The organism is Kitasatospora sp. NPDC101108 (assembly GCF_055584725.1).
The window spans coordinates 266,736-291,311 of record NZ_JBVJLM010000003.1 but is presented as its reverse complement, the minus strand read 5'-3'; the positions used below and the strand labels follow the sequence as shown (position 1 = coordinate 291,311).

The 24,576-nt window shown below is 72.6% G+C and carries 18 protein-coding genes and 1 pseudogene; 16 read left to right on the top strand and 3 right to left on the bottom strand.

The genetic code is table 11. The features are described 5' to 3' along the window. The first annotated feature begins 34 nt into the window (after positions 1-34). On the top strand, positions 35-781 hold the full coding sequence (ppgK, locus tag ACZ6Z8_RS09600; RefSeq protein ID WP_465607885.1) for a polyphosphate--glucose phosphotransferase: 747 nt from the start codon (positions 35-37) through the stop codon (positions 779-781). 47 nt (positions 782-828) lie between these two features. Here ppgK and ACZ6Z8_RS09595 read toward each other — a convergent pair whose 3' ends face one another. After that, positions 829-1,422 (bottom strand): DUF6542 domain-containing protein, encoded by a 594-nt coding sequence (locus tag ACZ6Z8_RS09595; RefSeq protein WP_465607883.1) that lies wholly within the window; start codon positions 1,420-1,422, stop codon positions 829-831. Between the two features lie 160 nt (positions 1,423-1,582). Here ACZ6Z8_RS09595 and ACZ6Z8_RS09590 point away from each other — a divergent pair, with 160 nt between their 5' ends. After that, complete coding sequence (locus tag ACZ6Z8_RS09590; RefSeq protein WP_465607881.1) at positions 1,583-1,975, top strand: VOC family protein; 393 nt, start codon at positions 1,583-1,585, stop codon at positions 1,973-1,975. A gap of 84 nt (positions 1,976-2,059) precedes the next feature. Continuing rightward, positions 2,060-3,133 carry a redox-regulated ATPase YchF gene (ychF, locus tag ACZ6Z8_RS09585; protein WP_465607879.1) on the top strand — a complete coding sequence of 358 codons (1,074 nt, stop codon included), beginning with the start codon at positions 2,060-2,062 and terminating at the stop codon, positions 3,131-3,133. A 69-nt stretch (positions 3,134-3,202) separates the two neighbouring features. On the opposite strand, the gene ACZ6Z8_RS09580 is transcribed toward ychF, so the two are convergent. Both ACZ6Z8_RS09580 and ACZ6Z8_RS09575 read right to left on the bottom strand, forming a co-directional pair. Then, positions 3,203-3,820 carry an HAD-IA family hydrolase gene (locus tag ACZ6Z8_RS09580; protein ID WP_465608428.1) on the bottom strand — a complete coding sequence of 206 codons (618 nt, stop codon included), beginning with the start codon at positions 3,818-3,820 and terminating at the stop codon, positions 3,203-3,205. 123 nt (positions 3,821-3,943) lie between these two features. Beyond that, positions 3,944-5,106: pseudogene (locus tag ACZ6Z8_RS09575) on the bottom strand (dihydrofolate reductase family protein). A gap of 221 nt (positions 5,107-5,327) precedes the next feature. Between ACZ6Z8_RS09575 and ACZ6Z8_RS09570 the strand changes: the two are divergent. The 13 genes from ACZ6Z8_RS09570 to ACZ6Z8_RS09510 all read left to right on the top strand — a co-directional run bounded on the left by ACZ6Z8_RS09570 (position 5,328) and on the right by ACZ6Z8_RS09510 (position 24,548). Continuing rightward, on the top strand, positions 5,328-6,146 hold the full coding sequence (locus tag ACZ6Z8_RS09570) for a methyltransferase domain-containing protein (RefSeq protein WP_465607877.1): 819 nt from the start codon (positions 5,328-5,330) through the stop codon (positions 6,144-6,146). Positions 6,147-6,321: 175 nt separating this feature from the next. After that, on the top strand, positions 6,322-7,758 hold the full coding sequence (locus ACZ6Z8_RS09565; protein WP_465607875.1) for a DUF4190 domain-containing protein: 1,437 nt from the start codon (positions 6,322-6,324) through the stop codon (positions 7,756-7,758). A gap of 177 nt (positions 7,759-7,935) precedes the next feature. Continuing rightward, positions 7,936-8,100, top strand: coding sequence for an SPOR domain-containing protein (locus tag ACZ6Z8_RS09560; RefSeq protein WP_402812235.1), 165 nt, complete (start codon positions 7,936-7,938; stop codon positions 8,098-8,100). A gap of 9 nt (positions 8,101-8,109) precedes the next feature. Beyond that, positions 8,110-8,556 carry an NUDIX domain-containing protein gene (locus ACZ6Z8_RS09555; protein WP_402812237.1) on the top strand — a complete coding sequence of 149 codons (447 nt, stop codon included), beginning with the start codon at positions 8,110-8,112 and terminating at the stop codon, positions 8,554-8,556. Positions 8,557-8,694: 138 nt separating this feature from the next. Next, positions 8,695-11,436, top strand: a complete 2,742-nt coding sequence (locus ACZ6Z8_RS09550) for a SpoIIE family protein phosphatase (protein WP_465607873.1) — start codon at positions 8,695-8,697, stop codon at positions 11,434-11,436. A gap of 232 nt (positions 11,437-11,668) precedes the next feature. Further along, a complete protein-coding gene (locus ACZ6Z8_RS09545; protein ID WP_465607871.1) occupies positions 11,669-14,284 on the top strand; it encodes a SpoIIE family protein phosphatase in 2,616 nt (871 codons plus the stop codon). A gap of 94 nt (positions 14,285-14,378) precedes the next feature. Beyond that, the gene (locus ACZ6Z8_RS09540; RefSeq protein WP_465607869.1) at positions 14,379-16,193 is read left to right on the top strand and encodes an ABC transporter family substrate-binding protein; all 1,815 of its coding nucleotides are present in this window, start codon (positions 14,379-14,381) and stop codon (positions 16,191-16,193) included. Positions 16,194-16,491: 298 nt separating this feature from the next. Beyond that, complete coding sequence (gene typA, locus ACZ6Z8_RS09535; protein ID WP_465607867.1) at positions 16,492-18,396, top strand: translational GTPase TypA; 1,905 nt, start codon at positions 16,492-16,494, stop codon at positions 18,394-18,396. 431 nt (positions 18,397-18,827) lie between these two features. After that, complete coding sequence (locus ACZ6Z8_RS09530) at positions 18,828-20,471, top strand: peptide ABC transporter substrate-binding protein (RefSeq protein ID WP_465607866.1); 1,644 nt, start codon at positions 18,828-18,830, stop codon at positions 20,469-20,471. A gap of 141 nt (positions 20,472-20,612) precedes the next feature. Further along, positions 20,613-21,539 carry an ABC transporter permease gene (locus ACZ6Z8_RS09525; RefSeq protein WP_465607864.1) on the top strand — a complete coding sequence of 309 codons (927 nt, stop codon included), beginning with the start codon at positions 20,613-20,615 and terminating at the stop codon, positions 21,537-21,539. Continuing rightward, a complete protein-coding gene (locus ACZ6Z8_RS09520) occupies positions 21,532-22,467 on the top strand; it encodes an ABC transporter permease (RefSeq protein WP_465607862.1) in 936 nt (311 codons plus the stop codon). The genes ACZ6Z8_RS09525 and ACZ6Z8_RS09520 overlap by 8 nt, the downstream gene beginning before the upstream one ends. A gap of 19 nt (positions 22,468-22,486) precedes the next feature. Continuing rightward, the gene (locus ACZ6Z8_RS09515) at positions 22,487-23,539 is read left to right on the top strand and encodes an ABC transporter ATP-binding protein (protein ID WP_465607860.1); all 1,053 of its coding nucleotides are present in this window, start codon (positions 22,487-22,489) and stop codon (positions 23,537-23,539) included. Further along, entirely contained in the window at positions 23,532-24,548 is a 1,017-nt protein-coding gene (locus ACZ6Z8_RS09510; protein ID WP_465607858.1) for an ABC transporter ATP-binding protein, read from the top strand. The genes ACZ6Z8_RS09515 and ACZ6Z8_RS09510 overlap by 8 nt, the downstream gene beginning before the upstream one ends. Positions 24,549-24,576 lie beyond the last annotated feature (28 nt).

Here is a 24,576-nt window from a genome sequence, read left to right as displayed (position 1 = left end):
TCCGGTCCGCGGCCGGACGGCGGAGGGTGGAGCGATGACGGCGGTATTCGGCGTGGACATCGGCGGTTCGGGCATCAAGGGCGCCCCGGTGGACCTCGCCCGGGGCGTGCTCGCCCAGGAGCGGTACAAGGTGCTCACCCCGCAGCCGTCCGAGCCCGAGGCCGTGGTCGCCGCCGTCCGCGAGGTGGTCCGGCACTTCGACCACCAGGGCCCGGTCGGGCTGACCTTCCCCGGAGTGGTGGTCGGCGGGCACACCAGGACGGCGGCCAACGTGGACAAGGGCTGGATCGGCCTGGACGCCGTGGGTCTCTTCCGCGACGCGCTGGGCCTGCCCGCGACTGTCCTCAACGACGCCGACGCGGCCGGCCTGGCCGAGACCGTGCACGGCGCCGGCCGGGGCGAGCCGGGCGTGGTCCTGGTGCTCACCTTCGGCACCGGCATCGGCAGCGCGCTGTTCGTGGACGGCACCCTGGTGCCCAACACCGAGCTGGGCCACCTGGAGCTGCGCGGCAAGGACGCCGAGCGCCGGGCCTCCTCGGCCGCCAAGGAGCGGCACGACCTGAGCTGGGAGCAGTGGGCCCAGCGGGTCGACGAGTACCTGGACCTGGTGGAGATGCTGTTCTCGCCGCAGCTGGTCGTGATCGGCGGCGGGGTGAGCCGCAAGCACGACAAGTTCCTGCCGCTGCTGAAGGCCCGCGAGGCGAGGGTGGTGCCGGCGGAGCTGCGCAACGACGCGGGGATCGTCGGGGCCGCCATGGCGGCGGCCCGGGCGGCGCGCTGACGGCCCCGCACCGGCGGCCGTCCGGGAGGCCCGGGAGGCCCGGGGGGTCAGCGGGAGCGGTGGATCCGGCGCTGGGCGACGAAGCGGGCGAGCACGATCAGCGCCGCCAGCCCGGTGCCGGAGAACAGCCAGCCGGCCCGCATCGCCAGCCCGGTCGCCAGCCCCACCAGCTCGGCGGTGATGCCCGAGGAACCGACCGGCGCGAGCACCAGCAGGGCCAGCGCGAAGGCGATCGGCCCGCTGATCGGGGCGGCCAGCAGGTCGGCGTAGCGGACCCGGACGGCCAGCTGGAAACAGACCACCAGGTAGCCGAGGCCGAACAGCCAGCCGAGGTCGCCGAAGAGCAGCCGGTCCAGGCCCGCCACCGCCAGCGTGGCCAGCACCGCGGCCACGCCGGCGCCGATCGCGGTCAGCCGGGTCGGCCGGCCGCTCCGCCGCCGCCCGTACACCCGCAGCCGGTGCCGGTCGGACGGGCGCGCCGCCGCGGGCCGGTCGGCCACCGGGCGCAGCCGGGTGGGGGGCGTGCCGGGGCTCCGGCCGGTCTCGGGAGCCCGGCCGGGACCGGGGACGGCGGCCGGGGCCGCGCGGTTCGGCGGACGGCGTCTGGGCCCTGGCGGCTGGGTACGGATGCTCTGCTCCACCCGCCCAACGTACGGTCCGATCATCGCCACACTGTGTAATGGACCGTTCAGGGCTTGTCCCGTGTCACCGGATGGCGTACTCCTGTGATCGCCGCTCGGGGCGCTGACCTGCGCGACCGAGTCGACGCGATGATCATCCGATGACCGCAGGGGGACTGGCATGACCGCCGACTTCACCTTCGAACGCCTCGACCACTTCCAGCTCGACATCCCGGCCGGCGCCGAGGACGAGTGCCGGGCCTTCTGGTCCGGCGTGCTCGGCATGACCGAACTCCGGAAGCCGCCGGTGCTGGCGGCGCGCGGCGGCTGCTGGTTCCGCGGCGGGGGCGTCGAGGTGCACCTCGGTGTCACCCCGGACTTCCGGCCGGCCCGCAAGGGGCACCCCGGCATCCTGGTGCGCTCGCTGGACGCCCTGGCCGAGCGGCTCACCGCGCACGGCCACGAGGTGATCTGGGACGACAACCACCCCGGCCACCGCCGCTTCTACTCCGCCGACAAGCTGGGCAACCGGCTGGAGTTCCTGGAGCCGCTGCCGGCCCCGACCGAGGCGTGAGGGAGCGGAGGAGCTGCCCGTAGACTTGGGGGTCGGCCCGTACGGTGCCGACCCAACTCCTCCAAGCCCACGGGACTGCGCTTCATGTCGCTCACGATCGGAATCGTCGGCCTGCCGAACGTCGGCAAGTCGACCCTGTTCAACGCCCTGACCAAGAACGACGTGCTGGCGGCCAACTACCCGTTCGCCACCATCGAGCCGAACGTCGGCGTCGTCGGCGTCCCGGACGAGCGGCTGGCCAAGCTCGCCGAGATCTTCGGCTCGCAGCGCATCCTCCCGGCCACGGTCGACTTCGTCGACATCGCCGGCATCGTGCGCGGCGCCAGCGAGGGCGAGGGCCTGGGCAACAAGTTCCTCGCCAACATCCGCGAGTCGGACGCGATCTGCCAGGTCGTGCGCGCCTTCACCGACCCGGACGTGGTGCACGTGGACGGCAAGGTGTCGCCCAAGGACGACATCGAGACCATCCACACCGAGCTGATCCTGGCCGACCTCCAGACCATCGAGAAGGTCCTGCCGCGGCTCCAGAAGGAGGCGCGCCTGAAGAAGGAGACCGCCCCCGTGCTGGCGGCAGCCGAGGCCGCGCAGGCGATCCTGGAGACCGGCAAGACCCTCTTCGAGGCGGGCTTCGACACCACCCCGATCCGCGAGCTGCACCTGCTGACGGCCAAGCCCTTCCTCTACGTCTTCAACGTGGACGAGGACGAGCTGGCCGACGAGGAGTTCAAGAACGCCCAGCGCGAGCTGGTCGCCCCGGCCGAGGCGATCTTCCTCAACGCCAAGATCGAGTCCGAGCTGATCGAGCTCGACGACGCCGAGGCCCTCGAACTCCTCCAGTCCATGGGCCAGGAGGAGCCCGGCCTCGCCACCCTCGCCCGCGTCGGCTTCGACACCCTGGGCCTGCAGACCTACCTCACGGCCGGCCCCAAGGAAACCCGCGCCTGGACCATCAAGAAGGGCGCCACCGCTCCCGAGGCCGCCGGAGTCATCCACACCGACTTCCAGAAGGGCTTCATCAAGGCCGAGGTGATCGCCTTCGCCGACCTGGTCGAGGCCGGCTCCACCGCCGAGGCCCGCGCCAAGGGCAAGGCCCGCATCGAGGGCAAGGAGTACGTCATGCAGGACGGCGACGTCGTGGAGTTCCGCTTCAACGTCTGACCGGACCGCCCAACTCCCGTGCCAGGGGCCGGACTTCCTCGCGGAGTCCGGCCCCTGCGGCGTTTCCGGTCAGGCGCGGACGGTGAGGGTGAGGGTGCCGTCCGGGGCGGTGGTGACGGTGACGGCTTCGAGGGTGGGGGCGAGGGCGTCGGGGTGGTGGGCGGCGGCGCGGGGGCCGATGCCGATGACGCGCATGCCGGCCGCGCGGGCGGCGGCGATGCCGGCGCCGGAGTCCTCGAAGGCGAGGCAGTCCGCGGGGGCGAAGCCGAGGGCGGCGGCACCCTTCAGGAAGCCCTCGGGGTCGGGCTTGCTGGCGCCGACGGACTCGGCGGTGACCAGGACGGGCGGCATCGCGAGACCGGCGGCGTCCATCCGGATCCGGGCGAGCGGCAGGTCGGCGGAGGTGACCAGGGCGTGCGGCAGGCCGGCCAGCGAGGCGAGGAAGGCGTCGGCGCCGGGGACCTGGACGACGCCCTCGACGTTGGCGCGCTCCTCCGCGAGCATCTGCTCGTTCTCCGCGAGGTTGACCTCGACCGGGCGGTCCGGGAGCAGTACGGCCATGGTGGCGTGGCCCTGGCGGCCGTGGACGACGGAGAGTGCCGCGACCGGGTCGAGGCCGTGCCGCTCGGCCCAGCGGCTCCAGCAGCGCTCGACCACGGCGTCGGAGTTGACCAGGGTGCCGTCCATGTCGAGGAGGAGGGCGCGGGCGGTGAACCGGACGGGGGTGGCGGGCACGGGGCGGCTCCTGGGAGGGAGAATGGCGGCGGCGTCGACGAAGACGAGCCCTTTGTTTCTAAATGATACAAAAGATCATCCGAGCAGGTGGGCGTTGACCGCCCGGGCCTCCTCCGCCAGCTCCGCCAGCTCCACCACCTCGACCCCGGCCGCCTCCAGCAGCGCCGTGCCCTGGCAGTCCGTGACGAACAGGTCCGGCTCGCGCCAGGCCACCACCACCCGCGGCACACCCGCCGCGATGAGCAGCCGGGCGCAGGGCACCGGCCGCGAGGCGCGCTGACCGCAGGGCTCCAGGCTGCTGTAGACGGTCGCCCCGCGCAGTCGGGGGTCGCCCGCCGGGAGCTTGGCCAGGGCCGCCTCCTCGGCGTGGTCGTGCGCGTCCGTCTCCCGGCTGAAGCCCTCGGCCAGCACCTCGCCGTCGGCGCCGACGACCACCGCCCCGACCGAGAAGGCCGTTCCGGAGGGCGGGCAGCGGCGGGACAGTTCGACGGCCCGGCGCAGGTGGTCGAGGTCGGCGGTCGCGGGGTGGTTCGTCGCGGGGCGGTTCACGGCGCGGGCTCCTTCGGGGCGTACCTGAGCAGGACGACATCGCCCACCGTACGTGCCTCCAGCAGCCGCATCCGACGGCCCGGGCCGCCCGGGAACCCGGCCGGGCGGACGAACCTCGGCGCCTCGGCCTGGCCGACCAGCAGCGGGGCGACGGCCAGCTGGAGCTCGTCCGCCAGCCCCTGCGCGAGGAACTGGGTGTGCACCCCGCCGCCGCCCTCGACCATCAGGCGGCGCACCCCGCGGGCACCCAGGTCGTCCAGCACCGCGCCGAGGTCCACCGAGCCGCCGAGGGCGACCACCTCGGCCAGTCCGTCGAGCCGGGGCCGCAGCACGGTCGCCCCCTCCTCGGTGGTGTAGGCGAGCTTCGCGCCGCCGGTGTGCCAGAACCGCAGCCCGGCGTCGAGCGCGCCGCTCGCGCTGAGCGTCACCTTCAGCGGGTACTCGGACCGGCCGGCCGCCAGCCGGGCGGCCCGCCGCGCGGGGTCGTTGACCAGCAGCCGCGGGTTGTCGGCGCGCAGGGTGTTGCCGCCGACCAGGACCGCGTCGGCCGCCGCCCGCTCCTCGTCGACCCGGTCGAAGTCGGCGGCGTTGGAGAGCAGCAGGCGGTCGGGGGAGGCGTCGTCGAGGTGGCCGTCGAGCGACACGGCGGCGCTCAGCAGGACGAAGGGGCGCTGGCCGGAGCCGGGCATGGGCGGGGCCGTTCTGTCGGGGCGGTTCGGTGGGGCAGTTCGGTGGGACGGGGCGATTCGGTCGGGGCGGTTCGGTCGGGGCGCCTCCACGGTACGGCGGCGGGGTGCGGCCGGACCGACCATCGGTCGACAGGTGAGACGGTTCTTCTCGACATACGGGACGAGGCGTAGCGTCGGGGGCACCGCGGAAACGGAAGACCGACCACGCCCGAGGGGGACCCATGTCCGGATCACAGCCCGCCGCCGCCTACACCCACGGCCACCAGGAGGCCGTGCTGCGCTCGCACCGCTCCCGCACCGCGGCCGACTCGGCCGCCTACCTGCTGGGCCGGCTGCGGCCCGGGCAGGCGTTGCTGGACGTCGGCTGCGGCCCCGGCACGATCACCGCGGACCTGGCCGAGCTGGTCGGCCCCGGCGGCCGGGTGGTGGCCGTGGACACCTCCGCGGAGGTGCTGGAGCAGGCCGCCGGGTACGTCGCCGGGCGCGGCCTGTCCAACGTGGTGTTCGAGCTCGCGGACGTGCACCGGCTGCCGCACCGGGACGGTGAGTTCGACGTGGTGCACGCCCACCAGGTGCTGCAGCACCTGGCCGACCCGGTGGCCGCGCTGCGCGAGATGCGACGGGTGACGGCGCCCGGCGGGGTGGTCGCGGCCCGGGACGTCGACTACGCCTCGATGACCTGGTACCCGGAGGCGCCCGCGCTGGACCGCTGGCTGGAGCTGTACCGGCGGACCGCCCGCGCCAACGGCGGCGAGCCGGACGCCGGGCGCCGGCTGCTGTCCTGGGCCCGCGCGGCCGGCCTCACCGACGTCACCGTCGGCGCGGGCACCTGGACCTTCGCGACGCCCGAGCGGCGCGCCTGGTGGGGCGGGATGTGGGCGGACCGGGTGACCGGTACGGCCTTCGGCCGGACGGCGGTGGAACGGGGCTTCGCGGACCGGGCCGAGCTGGAGCGGATCGCGGACGGCTGGCGGGAGTGGAGCGCCGCCGAGGACGGGTGGTTCTCCATGATCCACGGCGAGATCCTGGCCCAGGTCTGAGCGGGCGGTGGGGGCGCTCACCCCGGGGCGGGCGCGGGCGCTCACGCCGGGGCGGGCGTTCGGAAAGATCGGGTAAAGTCGCGCGACCGTTCGCATCGGGCCCGTCCGGCCCGGCGGCGGTGTCGAAGCCGAAACACCGAGTCGAGGCCCGCCCCGGCGGGCCGGGGGAGTCCACGTGTCCAAGCCTGAGTCCGAGCTGCTCGCCGCTCCGGGGCCGGACCCGCGGGTGGACTTCCGCAAGGAGCCGGACGCCGCGGCCGCGACGGCCGGGGACTTCCGGCCCGAGACGCCGCAGGCCGACGGCCTGAAGGCCGAGGACCCGGAGCCGGAGGAGCCGCAGGAGCCCGCCGACCCCTGGGCCCCGCCGGCCGACGGGCCCGCGCAGGTGGCCCCGGCCTCCGTGCAGGCCCCGCCCCAGCCGCCGCCCCCGCCGCTGCCCGCCGGCGGCTGGGCCTCGGTGGCGCCCTCCGGCGAGTCCGGACTCCGGCCCGGCCACCCGTCCCCGGACCCGAACCAGCCCCCGCCGTACGCCCAGCACGCCCAGCACGCCCAGTACCTCCCCCCGTACCACCCGCAGCCGGAGCCGCGCACCAACGGCTTCGCCGTCGGCTCCCTGGCGACCGGCCTGAGCCTGCTCTCACCGGTGGCCCTGGTGTTCGGGATCGTCGCGCTGGTCCAGATCAACCGCCGTGGGCAGCGCGGCCGCGGCATGGCGGTGACCGGTCTGGTGCTGGGTGTGGCGGGCACGCTGCTGCTGTCGCTCGCGCTCGGCGCCGGGAACTTCGGCCCCGCGCGGGACGGGCGCGGCGGGTACGCCCAGAAGCCGGCCGGATCCGTCCGCTGGTCCGCGCTGAAGGCCGGGGACTGCTACAACTCGCCCGATCCGGTCGGGAGGACGGACGAGAACGGCGACGAGACGGTCTACTGGGTGCGCCGGGTGGCCTGTTCGGACCCGCACCACGGCGAGGTGGCCGGCACCGCCAGGATCCCCGACGGCAGTGGCCCGTACCCGGGTGCGACCGTCGTCCGGGAGCGCGCCACCACGTTGTGCCGCACGGTGCTCGACGACTACGCGCTGGACCAGTGGGCCGTCCCGGACGGCATGGACGACGTGTACCTCTACCCGAGCGCGGGCAACTGGGCGGCCGGCGAACGGTTCGTCACCTGCGCCTTCGAGGACCGCGACGACCAGCACCTGGGGACGGTCCGCACCGACCGCCGCACCCTGACCTCGGTCCAGCTGGCCTACCTGGACGCCGTCCGGGGCTTCGGCGCGGTCTCCGCGGACGAGCCGAAGAAGGACGTGGCCGTCGCCGAGGCCGAGTACCGGTCCTGGGCCCGGCGGATGGCCGCCGCCTCCCGGGCCGAGGCCGCCGCGCTGGCCAAGCCGACCGCCGAGTGGCCGACCGACATCCAGCCGAAGGTCGACAAGCTGGCCGCGACCCAGACCCAGGCGGCCACCGCCTGGGACGCGGCGGCCTCCGGTGACGACGTGTCGGGCGACCTGCGCCGGGCCCGGGCGCTGAACGCCAAGACGGTACCGATCAGCGTGGAGATCCGGCGCTCGCTCGGCCTGTCCACCGGCGAGCAGGTGCCCGACCTCCGGGCCTGAGCCCGTCCTCGACCCCGGTCTGAGCCCCTGGGTCGGTTACGCAGCGTTAACACCGACCGTACCTGCCGGTAGCGTACGGCCCCTACGGTGACCTGGTGTCCCCGGCCCGACCCCCACGCCGGCCGGGGACACCGGCCGGGCACCCGAGGTCGGCGGGCCGCCCGGTACGCTCCGCGCATGGGCACCTTCCGGGTGATGCGACAGGACGACAACGGCAACCGCTTCCTGGTCGCCAAGGGCCTGGCCGAGGCCGAGGCGCGACGCCTGGCCGCCGAGTTCGAGGCGCGCGGCCACAAACAGCTGTACTGGGTCGAGTCCGAGTCCGCCGACCCCGCCCCGTAGGGTCGCGGCATGGAACAGACCGCCCGGACCCCCGATGCCACCCCGCCGCGGATCGTCGTCGGCGGCGCGCTGGTCCGCGACGGCCGGGTGCTCGCCGCCCGGCGCAGCGCGCCCGCCCCGGTGGCCGGCCGCTGGGAGTTCCCCGGCGGCAAGGCCGAGCCCGGGGAGACCGAGGCGCAGGCGCTGGAGCGCGAACTGCTGGAGGAACTGGGCGTACGGGCGCGGGCGCTGCGGCGGCTGCCCGGCGCGTGGACCGTGCGCCCGGGGCTTGAGCTGCGCTTCTGGGCCGCCGAACTGCTGGCCGGTGAGCCGAGCCCGCTGGCGGACCACGACGAGCTGCGCTGGCTGGGCGCGGCGGAGCTGGACTCGGTGGACTGGATCGAGCACGACCGCGAGGTGCTGCCGCACGTCGCCGGGCTGCTCGCGCCGGCGGACGACGCGCAAGCCGCCGGATAGGTCAATCGGACAAGACGACCCGCCGACCGGGATAGCCTGGGTCCTGCTGGGTATGTCACTTTTCGGCACTATTCGTCACCATCGGTGAGCCGCCCCAGCCGGCGCCGCCGATCCCGACCAGAGCCGGAGGCCCCGTCGGTGTCGACTACCGGGAACGGCGGCGGGGGAGCGCGGCGGACAGGCACCGCGGGAGGCGCCGCCGCCCGCGCCCGGCTGCGCCGCGCCGCCCCGGCGGCCGCCCCGCAGCCGGCGTCCGGCCGCCGGCGCGGCGGCCCCGCCGATCCCGGGTCCGCACAGCCCGTCCAGCCGGCGCCGACCCTGGCCACCCCCGCGTCCGGCGTCCAGGCCGGGCTGCGCAGCCGCCCCGGCCGGCCCTTCCCCGGCGGCCCGGCCGACGCCGGGCCCGGGCTCGCCGCGCCGCCCGAGGGCAGCCTGCTGGACATGCTCAGGGTCGCCATCGCGATCCTGGACACCTCGGGCCGGGTGGTGCTGTGGAGCCCGGCCGCCGAGGAACTGCTCGGCTGGCCGAGCGAGCTGCTGGTCGGCCGCCGGATCGACGAGCTGATCCCGGACCAGGAGCAGGTCGCCCGGATCCGGGCCGCGGTCCAGGACACCCTGCGCAACGGCCGCTGGGCCGGGAACGCCGAGCTGCGCGACCGGGACGGCCTGCCGGTCGCCGTGGACGCCCGGATCTCCCTCCTGGTGGACGGCGACGGCACCCCGTTCCTCCAGGTCAACCTGGCCGAGGCGGCCGCCGTCCGGGCCGTCGAGCGGGACCTCGCCGTGCGCGACGCGCTGTTCGAGCAGTCCCCGCTGGGCATCGCCATCCTGGACGGCGACCTGCGCTACACCGCCGTCAACCAGACCCTGGCCGAGATGAACGGCGTCGCCCTGGAGGACCACGTCGGCCGCACCACCGGCGAGACCCTGCCCGAGCGGGCCGCCGACGAGATCACCGCGATCCAGCGCCAGGTGCTGGCCACCGGCGAGCCGGTCATCGACGTCACCCTCGCCTCCCCGGTCACCACCCGGCCCGGCTACCGCTCGATCTCCTACAGCCGGATGACCGACCGCTCCGGCCGGGTGCTCGGCATCTCCGGCACCGTGATGGACGTGACGGAGCGTTACCGGGCGGTGGCCAAGGTCGAGCACGCCCGGCGTCGGCTCTCGCTGCTCAACGAGTTCGGCTCCCGGGTCGGCGACCTGCTGGACGCCGCCCGGATCGCCCAGGAACTCGCCAGCTCCGTCGTCCCCCGGCTCACCGACCACTCCGCGGTGATCCTGCTCCAGGCCGTCGCCCACGGCGACGACCTGCCCCGGCACGGCCACGACCGGCGCACCTCGCTGCTCCAGCTCGGCACCGCCTCCGTCCAGGACGGCCCCGAGGTCGAGGTGATGCTCCGGCGCGGCGCCCGGATCACCTTCGCCGAGGACTCCGCCTGCGGCCGGGTGCTGCGCACCGGCGTGCCCGAGCTGCTCTCCGGCGCCGACCAGCTGGAGGACGTCACCTACCCCGGCGACCCCAAGATGCAGGCCGCCCACGACCTGGGCGTGCACTCGATGCTGGTCGTCCCGCTGCGCGCCCGCGGCATCGTGATCGGCCTGCTGCTGGTCAGCCGGGCCGGCTACCGCGAGGGCTTCGACCGCGACGACCTCGCCTTCACCGTCGAACTCGCCGACCGGGCCGGCAGCTCGCTGGACAACGCCCGGCTGTACGCCCGCGAGCGCACCGCCGCGCTCACCCTCCAGCGCACCCTGCTCCCGCAGCAGGTCCCGCAGCCCACCGGCGTGGAGGTCGCCTACCGGTACGTGCCCGGCAGCAGCGGCACCGAGGTCGGCGGCGACTGGTTCGACGTCATCCCGCTGCCCGGCGACCGCACCGCGCTGGTGGTCGGCGACGTGATGGGCCACGGCCTGCGGGCCGCCGCCACCATGGGCCGGCTGCGCACCGCCGTCCGGGTGCTGGCCGCCCTCGACCTGCCGCCGGACGTCCTGCTGCGGCACGTCCACGAGCTGGCCGACGACCTCGCCCAGGGCCCGGACGAGGCGCTGCTCGCCACCTGCGTCTACGCGGTCTTCGACCCGGGCACGGCGAAGCTGACGGTGGCCAAGGCCGGGCACATCCCGCCGGTGCTGGTGGTGCCGGGCGAGGAGACCGGGGAGCCGACCCGTACCGGCGGCCCGCTGCCCGGCGGCGCCGGCCGGATCCTCGACCTGCCCTCCGGCGCCCCGCTCGGCGTGGGCGGAGTTCCGTTCGAATCCGTCGAACTGAAGATCCCCGAGGGCAGCCTGCTCGCGCTGTGCACCGACGGGCTGGTGGAGTCCCGGGACAAGGACCTCGACGTCGGCCTCGGCCGGCTGATCACCGTGCTCCAGGAGCCGCACGCCTCGATCCAGGCCGCCTGCGAGGCGGTGCTCGACACCATGGAGCAGGGCCGCGAGCCGGACGACGTCGCCCTGCTGCTGGCCCGGCTCGGGCACGGCCAGGCCGGCACCCCGACGGCCGGCTGGACGCTGCCGGCCGAGCCCACCGCCGTCTCCCGGGCCCGCCGGCTGGTCCGCGGCACGCTCGCCGAGTGGGGCGTCGAAGAACTCACCGACACCGCCGAGCTGCTGGTCAGCGAGCTGGTCACGAACGCCGTCCGGTACGCCAGCGCCCCGATCGGGGTCCGGCTGACCCTCGGCGAGACGCTGCTGGTCGAGATCTCCGACCCGCTGCCGGACCCGCCCCGGGAGCGCCACGCGGCCGAGGCCGACGAGGGCGGCCGGGGACTGGAGCTGGTCCACCGGCTGGCGCTGCACTGGGGCGCCCGGGCCGAGGGGATCGGCAAGGTCGTCTGGTTCGAGCTGTCGCTGTCGGGTAATGACGCTGGCGAGTAGCGACGCGAGTAGAGCCGCAGGAGGACCGTGCTGCATATGCCAACGGGCGCTCCGGGGGAGCGCGCGCTCCGGCAGGGGGCGCGGGCGTGGCATTGTGGTTGCGCGGGCGGTAGGACAAAAACCTTCGCCCGATCTGATGTTGTGATGTTGAGGGCGTGTGAACGCACCCCTCGATGATGAATACTCGGTCTTCTCGACATCCGGACGGTCGCGGGTTGGAGGGGTCGGTCCGTTGAACAGCACTCCGGCGCGGAACGCGCCGAGCAGCAGCGGTCATGCCGCTGTACCCGGGCAGGCCGGTTCCCCGCACCTGCCCGCAGCGGCGGCCCCGCCGGGCACCGGGCCCGCGGGGACGGTCCGCGGCGCCCACCCGGACGCCGCGGCCAGGCCGTGGGGTGCCGGCGACCCGGGCTCGATCTACGACTACATCCGGGTCGCCACCTTCGCGATCGGCCCCGACGGGCGGATCAGCCAGTGGAGCGAGCGGGCCGCCGAGTTCTTCGGCGTCCCCGCCGTCGAGGCCGTCGGCGCCGACCCGATCACCACCTTCGTCCCCCGGGAGCTCTGGCAGCGCGGCCGCACCCGGCTGGAGCGCACCCTGGCCGGTGAGGAGTGGGTCGGCACCACCCCCTACCGGGACGCCGGCGGCGGCGAGGGCCTCGCCGAGCTCTACCTGATGCCCGACAGCGCACTGCCCACCGCGGGCGCCACCTGCCTGGCCGTCGACCTCGGCCGACTGCGCCGGATCGAGACCGACCTCGCCGCCTCCGAGGCCGTCTTCGGCCAGACGCCCACCGGCTTCGTGCTCTTCGACGACCGGCTGCGGCTCCAGCGGGTCAACGACGCCTTCGCCTCCGGCATGGGCCTCGTCCCCACCGACCTGGAGGGCCTCACCCCGCACGACCTCTTCCCGTCCTCCGAGGCCGACCGGCTCAGCGCCGCCCTGCGCAAGGTCCTCGCCACCGGCGAACCCGTCTTCGACCTGCGCTTCCACGGCGTCGTGCCGACCCGTGAGGGCAACCGGCTGTGGGCCGTCTCGCTGTACCGGCTCAACGGCACGGCCGGACAGCCGATGGGCGTGGCCGGCCAGGTCTCCGACGTCACCAGCCGGCACGTCGCCGAGCGCGAGGCCGACGGCGTGCGCCGCAACCTCGCCCTGCTCAACGAGGCCAGCGCCCACATCGGCTCCACCCTCGACCTGGAGACCACCGCCAAGGAACTCCTCGACGTCGTCGTCCCGCCGTTCTGCGACCTCGCCACCGTCGACCTGTACACCGCGCTGCTCTCCGGCGAGACCGTCCCCAGCGCCGGCCGGCTCGGCGACACCGTGCTCACCGACGGCAGCGGGGAACTGCGCCGGGTCGCCGTCTCCAGCGTGATCGGCGGCGCCTCCTCGGTGCTCGGCTCGGTCACCGGCCTGCCCATCGCCGAGGCCGGCGGCACCCTCTGTTACCCCCGCCGCTCCCCGCACGCCCGGGCGCTGCGCACCGGCCGCAGTGTCGTCCCCGAGCCCGGCCGCGACCCGCTGCTGCGCTCCACCCTGATCGTCCCGCTGGTCGCCCGCGACCAGGTGCTCGGCCTGGTCCAGCTCTCCCGGGCGATCGGCAGCGAGCCCTTCGACGCCCGCGACGTGGCCATCGCCGAGGAACTCGTCGCCCGGGCCGCCGTCTGCATCGACAACGCCCGGCTCTACCGCCGCGAGCACGAGCGGGCGCTGATCCTCCAGCGCAGCCTGCTGCCCCCGGGCAACCCGGCGGCCAGCGGTCTGGAGATCGCCTGCCGCTACCTGCCCAGCAACAACAACACCGAGGTCGGCGGCGACTGGTTCGACGTCATCCCGCTGCCCGGCAACCGCACCGCGCTGGTCATCGGCGACGTGATGGGCCGCGGTCTGCGCGCCGCCGTCGCCATGGGCCAGCTGCGCACCGCGGTACGGACCCTGGCGATGCTCGACCTGGACCCGGCCGAGGTGCTCGGCGCGCTGGACGAGATCGCCCGCGGCCTCGGCGACGACTCCGTCCCGGTCGGCCCGCCCACCCCGTACGGCCGGCTCACCTCGACGGCCGACGAGGAGGCCCGCGAGGTCTACCTCGCCACCTGCGTCTACGCCGTCTACGACGCCGTCACCCGCCGCTGCGTCTTCGCCAACGCCGGCCACCTGCCGCCCGTCCTGCTCAGCCCGGGCGAGCCCGCCCGGATGCTCGACGTGCCGCCCGGCCTGCCGCTCGGCGTCGGCGGGGAGCCCTTCGAGGAGGTCGAGCTGACCCTCCCGGACGGCGCCGTGCTCGGCCTCTACACCGACGGCCTGGTGGAGAGCCGCAAGCACCAGCTGGACGAGGGCCTGCGCGCCTTCCGGGCCGCGCTCGCCGACCGGGGCAAGGGCCTGGAGGACCTCTGCGACCACGTCCTCGGCGAGCTCGACCCGCACCACGGCGAGGACGACATCGCGCTGCTGATGGCCAAGGTGCACGCCTTCCCCGAGGACGCCGTCGGCAACTGGTTCCTGCCGCCCGAGCCCACCTCCGTCGCCAAGGCCCGCGAGCTGGCCTGCAGCTGGCTGCTCTCCCGGGGCCTGGAGGAGCTGGTCGACACCACCGAGCTGCTGGTCAGCGAGCTGGTCACGAACGCGCTCAAGCACGGGCGGGGCGAGATCCGGCTGCGGCTGCTGCGCGAGCGCAGCATGGTCTGCGAGGTCTGGGACGACGGCTACGCCCAGCCCCGGCAGCGGCGCGCCCAGGAGACCGACGAGGGCGGGCGCGGCCTGCAGCTGGTCAGTCTGCTGGCGGAGCGCTGGGGCAGCCGGCGCACGCCCAAGGGCAAGATCGTCTGGTTCGAGCTCGGCCTGTAGCCGCGACCGGGGCCTGGGCCGTACGGGTGCACTAGCCCGGCGGCCCGCCGTGTCGGCGGGGCGCGGGGTGGGCGGGCGGCGTTCGATGGCCGCCATGCGCGTCCGCCAGCTCACCGCCGCAGCCGTCGCGCTGCTGCTCGCCGCCGGTCTCGGCGGCTGTTCCGACGACCCGGACCCGGCCCGCGGCCCCGAGCCCGCCCCGGCCCCGGCCGCCCCCACCGCCGGCACCGGCGACGTCCGGCCGGTGGACCGGGACGACGTCCAGGACGGCGGCACACTGCGCTGGGCGCTGGACGGCGTCCCGGCCACGCTCAACGTCTACCAGCGCGCGGCGAACGCCGACTCGGCGCTGCTCGCGCACGCGCTGTACCCCTCGCTGTTCCGGCCCGACGAGCACGGCCGGCTCGTCCCCGACCCGGACTACCTGGTCGACGCGGAGTCCACCCCGCCCGGGCAGCAGCCCCAGGTGGTCACCTACCGGCTGAACCCGCACGCCGTCTGGAGCGACGGCACCCCGCTGTCGGCCGCCGACCTGGCCGCCCAGCGGGCCGCCCTGTCCGGGCTGGACCCGGCCTACCAGGGCACCCGGGCGGCGGGCTACGACGCCGTGGACGCGATCACCCAGGGCGCCGACCCGCACGAGGTCAAGGTGACCTTCCGGCGGCCGTACGGCGAGTGGCGCGCGCTGTTCGGGCCGCTCTACCCGGCCGCCGAGACGGGCGGGGCGACCGCCTTCAACCGGGCGCTGACCGGCACCGGCCACCTGAGCGCCGGGCCGTACGCCCTCACCGGGTACGACGCCGAGGGCGGGCGGGTCACCCTGGAACGCAACCCGCTCTGGTGGGGGGACTTCCCCAAGACCGACCGGATCGACTTCCTGGCCACACCGCCCGAGCGTCGGCTGGACGCGCTGGACCAGGGCCGGCTGGACGTCGCGGCGCTCACCGCGGCGGTCGACCGGGCGGTGACGCCCGCACCCACGGCCAGTGCCTCGGCGGGCGGCGCGTCACCCACTGCCCAGTCCGCCGCCCATCCCGCCGCGCCGCCCGCCGCCGCGGCCGAACTCGCCCTGCGGCGGGCCGAGTCGCTGCCCGGGATCACCGTGCACCGGGCGGCCGCCGCCTCGCTCACCCAGCTCACCCTCAACGCCGGGCGGAGCCCGCTCACCGACCCGGAGGTCCGGCGGGCGGTCGGCCGGGCGGTCGACCGGCGGCGGATCGCCGAGGCCGCGCTCGGCCCGCTCGGGCTGCCCGGCGCCCCGCTCGGCAGCCACCTGCTCGCCGGGGACCAGGAGGGCTACCGCGACGACAGCGGCGCGGCCGGACCGGCCGACGCCGGGCAGCTGCTGGACCGGGCCGGCTGGAAGCGGCTGGACGGCGGCACCCGGACCAAGGACGGCAAGGAGCTCGCCCTCACCCTGCTCCTCCCGGCCGGCTCGGCGACGGCCCAGCGCACCGCCGACGCGCTCACCGCGGAGCTCGCCGAGTCCGGCATCGCGGTGAAGCCGCAGACCGTGCCCGCCGAGTCCTTCGTCCAGGCCCACCTGGCCGTCGGGGACTACGACCTGGCGCTCTTCTCCTGGCCGGCCGGCCCCAGCCCGGCCGCCGAACAGCGCGCCGCGTACGCCAAGCCCCGGCCGGACGCCGACGGCGCGCTCGCCTCCGACGGCAACTACGGGCGCAGCGGCACCGAGGAGATCGACCGGCTGTTCGACCGGGCGGCCGCCGAACTCGACCCGGCCGCCCGGCTGGACCTGCTCCAGGAGGCGGACGTACGGATCTGGCAGCTCGGCCACTCCGTTCCGCTCTACCAGCGGCCCGAGCTGGTCGCCGTCCGGACCGGAGTCGCCGGGGCCGGGGCGTTCGGGTTCGGATGGCCGCGCTTCCAGGACCTGGGCTGGACGCGCTAGCCGGCGCACTGCGCGCGGGCCCGGGCGAGTGCCGCCCGGGCCTCCTTCCGGGCGACAGGTGAGGGACAGCGGCCTGCCGCGGGTGTGACCCACCTGTGATCTTGGTCCCGCCCGACCTGCTCGTTTCTGCCCCCTTGGGCGCTTCCCCGTACCATAGGGAAAAGCCGAGGCATGTCCAGATGCCCGGCGGGTGGACCGGTAGTAGCAGGCGGAACGAGTGACGGCGGCCGAGGGCCGCGGATGCGCGTCTCGCGGCCGGGCCCGCCGTAACCCACGATTCCGGGAGAATCCGCTAGGCATGCCCACGCGCAACGACATCCGTAACGTCGCCATCGTCGCCCACGTCGACCACGGCAAGACCACGCTGGTCGACGCCATGCTGAAGCAGGCCGGCGCCTTCGCCGCCCACCAGCAGCTCGACGACCGCATGATGGACTCGAACGACCTGGAGCGCGAGAAGGGCATCACCATTCTCGCGAAGAACACCGCGGTCAAGTACCACCCGAAGGACGGTGGCGCGCCGATCACGATCAACATCATCGACACCCCGGGCCACGCCGACTTCGGTGGCGAGGTCGAGCGCGGTCTGTCGATGGTGGACGCGGTCGTCCTGCTGGTCGACGCCTCCGAGGGCCCGCTGCCGCAGACCCGCTTCGTGCTGCGCAAGGCGCTCAGCGCCCGGCTGCCCGTCATCCTGTGCATCAACAAGACGGACCGTCCGGACTCCCGGATCGACGAGGTCATCAACGAGACCTACGACCTGTTCCTGGACCTGGACGCGGACGAGGACCAGATCGAGTTCCCGATCGTCTACGCCTGCGCCCGTGACGGCGTCGCCTCGCTGACCAAGCCGGAGAACGGCACCGTTCCCGCGGACAGCACCAACCTGGAGCCGTTCTTCTCCACCCTGCTGGAGCACGTCCCGGCCCCCAGCTACGACGAGGAGGCGCCGCTCCAGGCCCACGTCACCAACCTGGACGCCGACAACTTCCTCGGCCGCATCGCGCTGCTGCGCGTCGAGCAGGGCGAGCTGCGCAAGGGCCAGACCGTGGCCTGGATCAGGCGTGACGGCTCGATCCAGAACGTCCGCATCTCCGAGCTGCTGATGACCGAGGCGCTCACCCGCAAGCCGGCCGAGGTGGCGGGCCCCGGTGACATCTGCGCCGTCGCCGGCATCTCCGACATCATGATCGGCGAGACCCTGGCCGACCCGGAGAACCCGATCGCCCTGCCGCTGATCACGGTGGACGAGCCGGCCATCTCGATGACCATCGGCACCAACACCTCCCCGCTGGTCGGCCGCGGCGGCAGCGGCAAGGGCGCGGACGCCAAGTCCGGCGCCAAGGTGGACCGCAAGGTCACCGCCCGCCAGGTGAAGGACCGCCTGGACCGCGAGCTGATCGGTAACGTGTCGCTGCGCGTGCTGGACACCGAGCGCCCGGACGCCTGGGAGGTGCAGGGCCGCGGTGAGCTGGCGCTGGCCATCCTGATCGAGACCATGCGCCGCGAGGGCTTCGAGCTGACCGTCGGCAAGCCGCAGGTGGTCACCAAGGAGGTCAACGGCAAGGTCCACGAGCCGGTCGAGCGCCTCACGGTGGACGTGCCGGAGGAGCACATGGGTGCCGTCACCCAGCTCATGGGCGTCCGCAAGGGCCGGATGGACAACATGTCCAACCACGGCTCGGGCTGGGTCCGGATGGAGTTCGTCGTGCCGTCCCGCGGCCTGATCGGCTTCCGCACCGAGTTCCTCACCAACACCCGCGGCACCGGCATCGCCCACTCGATCCACGAGGGCCACGAGCCGTGGTTCGGCAACCTGACCACCCGCAACAACGGCTCGCTGGTCGCCGACCGGGCCGGTGTGGTCACCGCCTTCGCGATGACCAACCTGCAGGAGCGCGGCGTGCTGTTCGTCGAGCCGGGCACCGAGGTGTACGAGGGCATGATCGTCGGCGAGAACTCGCGCTCCGACGACATGGACGTGAACATCACCAAGGAGAAGAAGCTCACCAACATGCGGTCCTCGACCGCCGATGTGGCCGAGTCGATCGTCCCGCCGCGCAAGCTCTCGCTGGAGCAGTCGCTGGAGTTCTGCCGCGAGGACGAGTGCATCGAGGTGACCCCGGAGACGGTTCGCATCCGTAAGGTCGTCCTGGACCAGAAGGACCGCGGACGCACTGCCTCGCGCGCCAAGAAGGCGTGATCCGGACGGCTTGATCGGCCTTTGGCCGGAATGCTTCGCCCCCCTTTCCGATGGAGAGGGGGGCGAACTTTTTCAACTACTCCAAGTTGTCGGAGCCGCTATTAACGGAATAGCGCTCATCACACCCGGGTGTCCGCTGAGCGAACGTGACAGTTCGTCATCCGTGACGACTGTCCGTTTGGTGCCTGTCTGGCTATGTCTCAAATGTCCGGTTTTCGAAACTTACCGACTGTTCATGTGACCTAATTGAGATCGTCACTGGTCACTTTCGTGTCCGTGCGTGACGGATAGTGGAGCCAGTCAGGCTCGGGTCAAGGGTTAACGCGCAGGGGTGCGCGCCGAAACCACGAGCGCGGACGGCATTGCGGGCCCGGTGACAACCGTTCCGTGGTGCCTTCCTCGTCGTAACGTCGAATTCAGGAGGCACACCGATGCGTGGTGTGAGCCAGGCCAAGTGGGTTGTCGCAGCTGTCGCTGTCGCGCTCGCCGCGACTGCTTGTAGCAGTGGTGGCAGCAGCGACTCCTCCGGTGGGAGCTCGAACAGCGCCGCGGCCGACCCGGCGGGCACGTTCAGCTTCCAGAGCGGTGAGCCGCAGCGCCCGCTGCAGCCGGCCAACGCCATGGAGAACCAGGGCGGCCGCATCGTCAAGCAGCTCTTCATGGGCCTCGTCGACTACGACCCCGCGACCGGTGCCCTGCGCAACCAGGTGGCCGACAAGATCGAGACCACCGACGCCAAGAACTACACCGTCACGCTGAAGTCCGGCTGGACCTTCCACGACGGCACCCCGGTCACCGCCAAGTCCTTCGTGGACTCCTGGAACTGGTCCGCCAACCCGGCCAACAACCAGATCAACTCCGACTGGTTCTCGGACATCGCCGGCTACGACGCCGTCCACCCGGACAAGGGCGACCCGACCGCCAAGGAGATGTCCGGCCTCAAGGTCGTCGACGACACCCACTTCACGATCGAACTGACCGCCCCCGTCTCGTACTTCACGTACAAGCTGGGCTACTCGGCCTTCTACCCGCTGCCCACCGGGTTCTTCGCGGACCCGAAGGGCTACGGCGAGAAGCCGGTCGGCAACGGCCCCTACCAGTTCGTCTCGTGGGAGCACAACAAGGCCATCACGCTCAAGGCCTACGACAAGTACACCGGCAGCAACAAGGCGAAGAACGGCGGAATCGTCTTCCGCAACTACACCTCGTCCGAGGCCGCGTACAAGGACCTGATGTCCGACACGCTGGACGTGCTGGACCAGGTCGACTCGACCGACCTGCCGAAGTACAAGGACGACCTGGGCAAGCGCGCGATCGACCAGTCGCAGGGCGCCATCCAGAACATCTCCTTCGCGATGTACAACACGGACTGGAACGACCCGGCCAAGGCCAAGGTCCGCCAGGGTCTGTCGATGGCGATCGACCGCGACACCATCACCAAGACCGTGCTGAACAACAGCCGTCAGCCCGCCGACGCGTTCGTGGCGCCGGGCGTCATGGGCTACAAGGCCGGCACCTGCGGCGACGCGTGCAAGTACGACCCGGCCAAGGCCAAGCAGCTCGTCCAGGAGGGCGGCGGCGTTCCGGGCAACAAGATCACCATCCTCTACAACTCCGACGGCGGTCACAAGGAGTGGGTGGACGCGGTCTGCAACTCGATCCGCCAGGCCACCGGCGTCGAGTGCCTCGGCGACCCGAAGCCGGACTTCAAGACCTCTCGTGACATCATCACGAAGAAGCAGGTCCCGAGCATGATGCGGACCGGCTGGGTGCAGGACTACCCGCTGAACGCCAACTTCCTGCGTGACGTCTACGGCACCGGTGCCGCCGCGAACGACGCCGGCTACTCCAGCCCCGAGTTCGACAAGCTGGCGCACGCGGCCGACGCGGCCACCTCGGTCGAGAAGACCGCCGACCTGTACCAGCAGGCCGAGGCCGTCCTGGCCAAGGACATGCCGGCCATTCCGCTCTGGTACTACAAGACCAACTCGGGCTACTCGAACAACGTCCAGAACGTGAAGTTCGACTCCTTCGGCAACCCGGTCTACACCGACGTCGAGGTCAAGAAGAAGTAATCGGTCGGCACCGCCTGACCCGGTGACAACGGCCGGTGCCCGTCCCATCCCCACGAGGGCGAGGACTGGCACCGGCCGTTGGCACGCCGACTTATCTCTTGCCGGGTTGACGGGCCCGGCAGAGCCATACATGGAGGCACGATGGGGCGCTTTGTCGCGAGGCGACTGCTCCAGATGATCCCGGTGTTCCTCGGAACGACCGCACTCATCTTTTTCATGGTGCACGCGCTGCCGGGTGACCCGGTGGCGGCGATGTGGGGCGACAAGGCGCCGGACCCGGTCCAGCTCGCCGCCCTGAGGCACCAGCAGGGATTCGACAAGCCGCTGGTCCAGCAGTACCTCGACTACATGGGGAAGCTGGTCACCGGTGACTTCGGCACCGCGCTGGACGGCCGGCCCGTGATCGACAAGATCACCGAGGCGCTGCCGGTCACGGTCCGGCTGGCGCTGTTCGCGTTCGGCATCGAGGTCGTGCTGGGCATCGCGATCGGTCTGTTCGCCGGTCTGCGTCGCGGCAAGTCGTTCGACAAGGGCGCGCTGGTCCTCACCCTGCTGCTGATCTCGATCCCGGTCCCGGTTCTGGGCTTCATCTTCCAGACGATCTTCGCGGACAACCTCAAGTGGGTCACCCCGACGGTCCAGGACTCGAACGACATCACCCAGCTGGTGCTGCCGGCCTTCGTCCTCGGTTCGCTGTCGCTGGCCTACGTCGCGCGTCTCACCCGCACCTCCATAGCCGAGAACATCAAGGCCGACTACGTCCGCACCGCGGTGGCCAAGGGCCTGCCGCGCCGGAAGGTCATCGGCACCCACCTGCTGCGCAACTCGATGATCCCGGTGGTCACCTTCCTCGGCACCGACCTCGGAGCCCTGATGGGCGGCGCGATCGTCACCGAGGGCATCTTCAACGTCAAGGGTGTCGGTAACGCGCTGTACCACGCGATCAACATGAAGGAGGGCGCGACCGTCTCCGGCTTCGTCGCCTTCCTCGTGATCGTGTACCTGGCCGCCGGCCTGATCGTCGACCTGCTTTACGCGGTCCTGGACCCGAGGATCCGTTATGCCTGATCTGACCAAGATGGCCGAGGAGACCCCGGCCCCGGCCGCCGTCCCGGCAGCCGCCAAGCCCGAGAAGGCCCGCAGCCTCGGCTCCGACGCGTGGCACGACCTGCGCCGCAAGCCGATCTTCGTGATCTCCGCGCTGCTCATCGTGCTGCTGGTCGTCATCGCGATCGCCCCGGGCCTGTTCACCTCGGTGGACCCGCGGGCCGGCGACCTGCGCCTGCACTACCTGGGGAAGCCGAACTACAGCCACTTCTTCGAGGCGGACTGGTTCGGTTACGACCTCCAGGGCCGCAGCATCTACGCCCGCACCATCTACGGCGCCCGTGCCTCGGTCGTGGTCGGCATCTGCGTCACCCTCGGCGTGACCATCCTCGGCGGCATCGCCGGCATGGTCGCCGGCTACTTCGGCGGCTGGATCGACACGATCGTCTCCCGGGTCACCGACATCTTCTTCGGCATCCCGCTGCTGCTCGGCTCGCTGGTGATCCTCAACGCCTTCACCTCGCGCACCATCTGGAGCGTGGTCTTCGCCCTGGTCGCCCTGGGCTGGACCCAGATGACCCGTGTCATGCGCGGCTCGGTGATCACGGTCAAGCAGTCCGACTTCGTGACCGCCGCCAAGGCGCTCGGCGCCGGCACCGGCCGGATCATGTTCAAGCACATCCTGCCGAACGCGATCGCCCCGGTGATCGTGGTCGCCACCATCGCCCTCGGCGGCTACATCGCCACCGAGGCGACGCTGAGCTTCCTCGGCATCGGTCTGCAGGACCCGACCATCTCCTGGGGCATCGACATCAACTCGGCCCAGAAGGTGATCCGTACGGCTCCGTTCGCCCTGTTCTTCCCGGCCGGAATGCTGAGCATCACGGTGCTCGCGTTCATCATGCTCGGCGACGCGGTGCGCGACGCCCTCGACCCGAAGCTCCGCTGAGAGAAGAGGTGACGACCCGATGACCACCGTGATCGAGAACAACAACCAGAAGAGCGACCGTCTCGAAGTCGGAACCCCGCTCCTGGAGGTCAAGGACCTCCACGTGGAGTTCCACACCCGGGACGGCGTCGCCAAGGCCGTGAACGGCGTCAACTACTCCGTCGCGGCCGGCGAGACCCTCGCCGTGCTCGGCGAGTCCGGCTCCGGCAAGTCCGTGACGGCCCAGACCATCATGGGCATCCTGGACATGCCCCCGGGCAAGGTGACCCAGGGCGAGATCCTGTACCGCGGCCAGGACATGCTCAAGATGAGCAACGAGGAGCGGCGCAAGATCCGTGGCCGGAAGATCGCGATGATCTTCCAGGACGCGCTGTCCTCCCTCAACCCGGTGCTCAGCGTGGGCTACCAGCTCGGCGAGATGTTCCGGGTGCACCAGGGCGCCTCCAAGGCCGAGGCCAAGGCCAAGGCCATCGAGCTGATGGACCGGGTGCGCATCCCCGCCGCCAAGGAGCGGGTCAACGACTACCCGCACCAGTTCTCCGGCGGCATGCGCCAGCGCATCATGATCGCCATGGCGCTGTCGCTGCAGCCCGACCTGATCATCGCCGACGAGCCCACCACCGCCCTGGACGTGACCGTCCAGGCCCAGGTGATGGACCTGCTGGCGGAGCTCCAGGCCGAGTACAACATGGGCCTGATCCTGATCACCCACGACCTCGGTGTGGTCGCCGACGTCGCGGACAAGATCGCCGTGATGTACGCGGGCCGGATCGTCGAGACCGCCCCGGTGCACGACCTGTACGCGAACCCCGCGCACCCGTACACCAAGGGCCTGCTGCGCTCGATCCCGCGCCTGGACCAGAAGGGCCAGGAGCTGTACGCGATCAAGGGCCTGCCCCCGAACCTGCTGAAGGTTCCGGCCGGCTGCGCGTTCAACCCCCGCTGCGATGTCGCCACCGACCTGTGCCGCACGGACATCCCGGAGCTGCACCACGTGACGGACAAGGACGGCAAGGAGCTCACCGGCCGCCGCAGCGCGTGCCACCTCTGGAAGGAGACCCTCCATGGCTGAGAACATCCTGGAGGTCAAGGACCTGGTCAAGCACTACCCGCTGACCCAGGGCGTCCTGTTCAAGAAGCAGGTCGGCGCCGTCAAGGCCGTCGACGGCATCTCCTTCGAGCTGAAGAAGGGTGAGACCCTCGGCATCGTCGGCGAGTCCGGCTGTGGCAAGTCCACGCTGGCCAAGGTGCTGATGAACCTGGAGCGGGCCACCTCGGGCCAGGTGCTGTTCAAGGGCGAGGACATCTCCCAGCTGTCCGGCAGCGCGCTCAAGGCCGTCCGCCGCAACATCCAGATGGTGTTCCAGGACCCGTACACCTCGCTGAACCCGCGCATGACGGTCGGCGACATCATCGGGGAGCCGTTCGAGATCCACCCCGAGGTGGCGCCCAAGGGCGACCGCCGCAAGGCCGTCCAGGACCTGCTGGACGTCGTGGGTCTGAACCCGGAGTACATCAACCGGTACCCGCACCAGTTCTCCGGCGGCCAGCGCCAGCGCATCGGCATCGCCCGCGGCCTCGCGCTCAAGCCGGAGATCATCATCTGCGACGAGCCGGTCTCCGCCCTGGACGTGTCCGTCCAGGCGCAGGTGATCAACTTGCTGGAGCAGCTGCAGGGCGAGTTCGGCCTGTCGTACATGTTCATCGCGCACGACCTCTCCATCGTCCGGCACATCTCCGACCGCGTCGGCGTGATGTACCTGGGCAAGATGGTCGAGATCGGCTCCGACGAGCAGATCTACGACAACGCCACCCACCCGTACACCCAGGCGCTGCTGTCCGCGGTGCCGGTGCCGGACCCGACGGCGCGCGAGTCCCGCGAGCGGATCATCCTCAGCGGGGACATCCCTTCGCCGGCCAACCCGCCGTCCGGCTGCCGCTTCCGCACCCGCTGCTGGAAGGCGGAGGCCCGCTGCGCGGAGGAGATCCCGCTGCTGGCGATCCCGACCACGCTGGAGGGCCCGGCCGCGCACGAGTCGGCCTGCCACTTCGCCGAGGTCCGGGAGTCGGCCGCGGCCTGACGCCCCGTACGCACCCGGAAGGGCCCGT

What these genes read in the sequence shown, in the direction of transcription:
- ACZ6Z8_RS09520 (WP_465607862.1), top strand. Translation starts at nt 21,532, where the DNA reads ATGCCTGATCTGACCAAGATGGCCGAGGAGACCCCGGCCCCGGCCGCC.
- ACZ6Z8_RS09525 (WP_465607864.1), top strand. Translation starts at nt 20,613, where the DNA reads ATGGGGCGCTTTGTCGCGAGGCGACTGCTCCAGATGATCCCGGTGTTC.
- ACZ6Z8_RS09540 (WP_465607869.1), top strand. Translation starts at nt 14,379, where the DNA reads ATGCGCGTCCGCCAGCTCACCGCCGCAGCCGTCGCGCTGCTGCTCGCC.
- typA (WP_465607867.1), top strand. Translation starts at nt 16,492, where the DNA reads ATGCCCACGCGCAACGACATCCGTAACGTCGCCATCGTCGCCCACGTC.
- ACZ6Z8_RS09570 (WP_465607877.1), top strand. Translation starts at nt 5,328, where the DNA reads ATGTCCGGATCACAGCCCGCCGCCGCCTACACCCACGGCCACCAGGAG.
- ACZ6Z8_RS09510 (WP_465607858.1), top strand. Translation starts at nt 23,532, where the DNA reads ATGGCTGAGAACATCCTGGAGGTCAAGGACCTGGTCAAGCACTACCCG.
- ACZ6Z8_RS09555 (WP_402812237.1), top strand. Translation starts at nt 8,110, where the DNA reads ATGGAACAGACCGCCCGGACCCCCGATGCCACCCCGCCGCGGATCGTC.
- ACZ6Z8_RS09580 (WP_465608428.1), bottom strand. Translation starts at nt 3,820, where the DNA reads ATGGACGGCACCCTGGTCAACTCCGACGCCGTGGTCGAGCGCTGCTGG.
- ACZ6Z8_RS09530 (WP_465607866.1), top strand. Translation starts at nt 18,828, where the DNA reads ATGCGTGGTGTGAGCCAGGCCAAGTGGGTTGTCGCAGCTGTCGCTGTC.
- ACZ6Z8_RS09590 (WP_465607881.1), top strand. Translation starts at nt 1,583, where the DNA reads ATGACCGCCGACTTCACCTTCGAACGCCTCGACCACTTCCAGCTCGAC.
- ychF (WP_465607879.1), top strand. Translation starts at nt 2,060, where the DNA reads ATGTCGCTCACGATCGGAATCGTCGGCCTGCCGAACGTCGGCAAGTCG.
- ACZ6Z8_RS09560 (WP_402812235.1), top strand. Translation starts at nt 7,936, where the DNA reads ATGGGCACCTTCCGGGTGATGCGACAGGACGACAACGGCAACCGCTTC.
- ACZ6Z8_RS09515 (WP_465607860.1), top strand. Translation starts at nt 22,487, where the DNA reads ATGACCACCGTGATCGAGAACAACAACCAGAAGAGCGACCGTCTCGAA.
- ppgK (WP_465607885.1), top strand. Translation starts at nt 35, where the DNA reads ATGACGGCGGTATTCGGCGTGGACATCGGCGGTTCGGGCATCAAGGGC.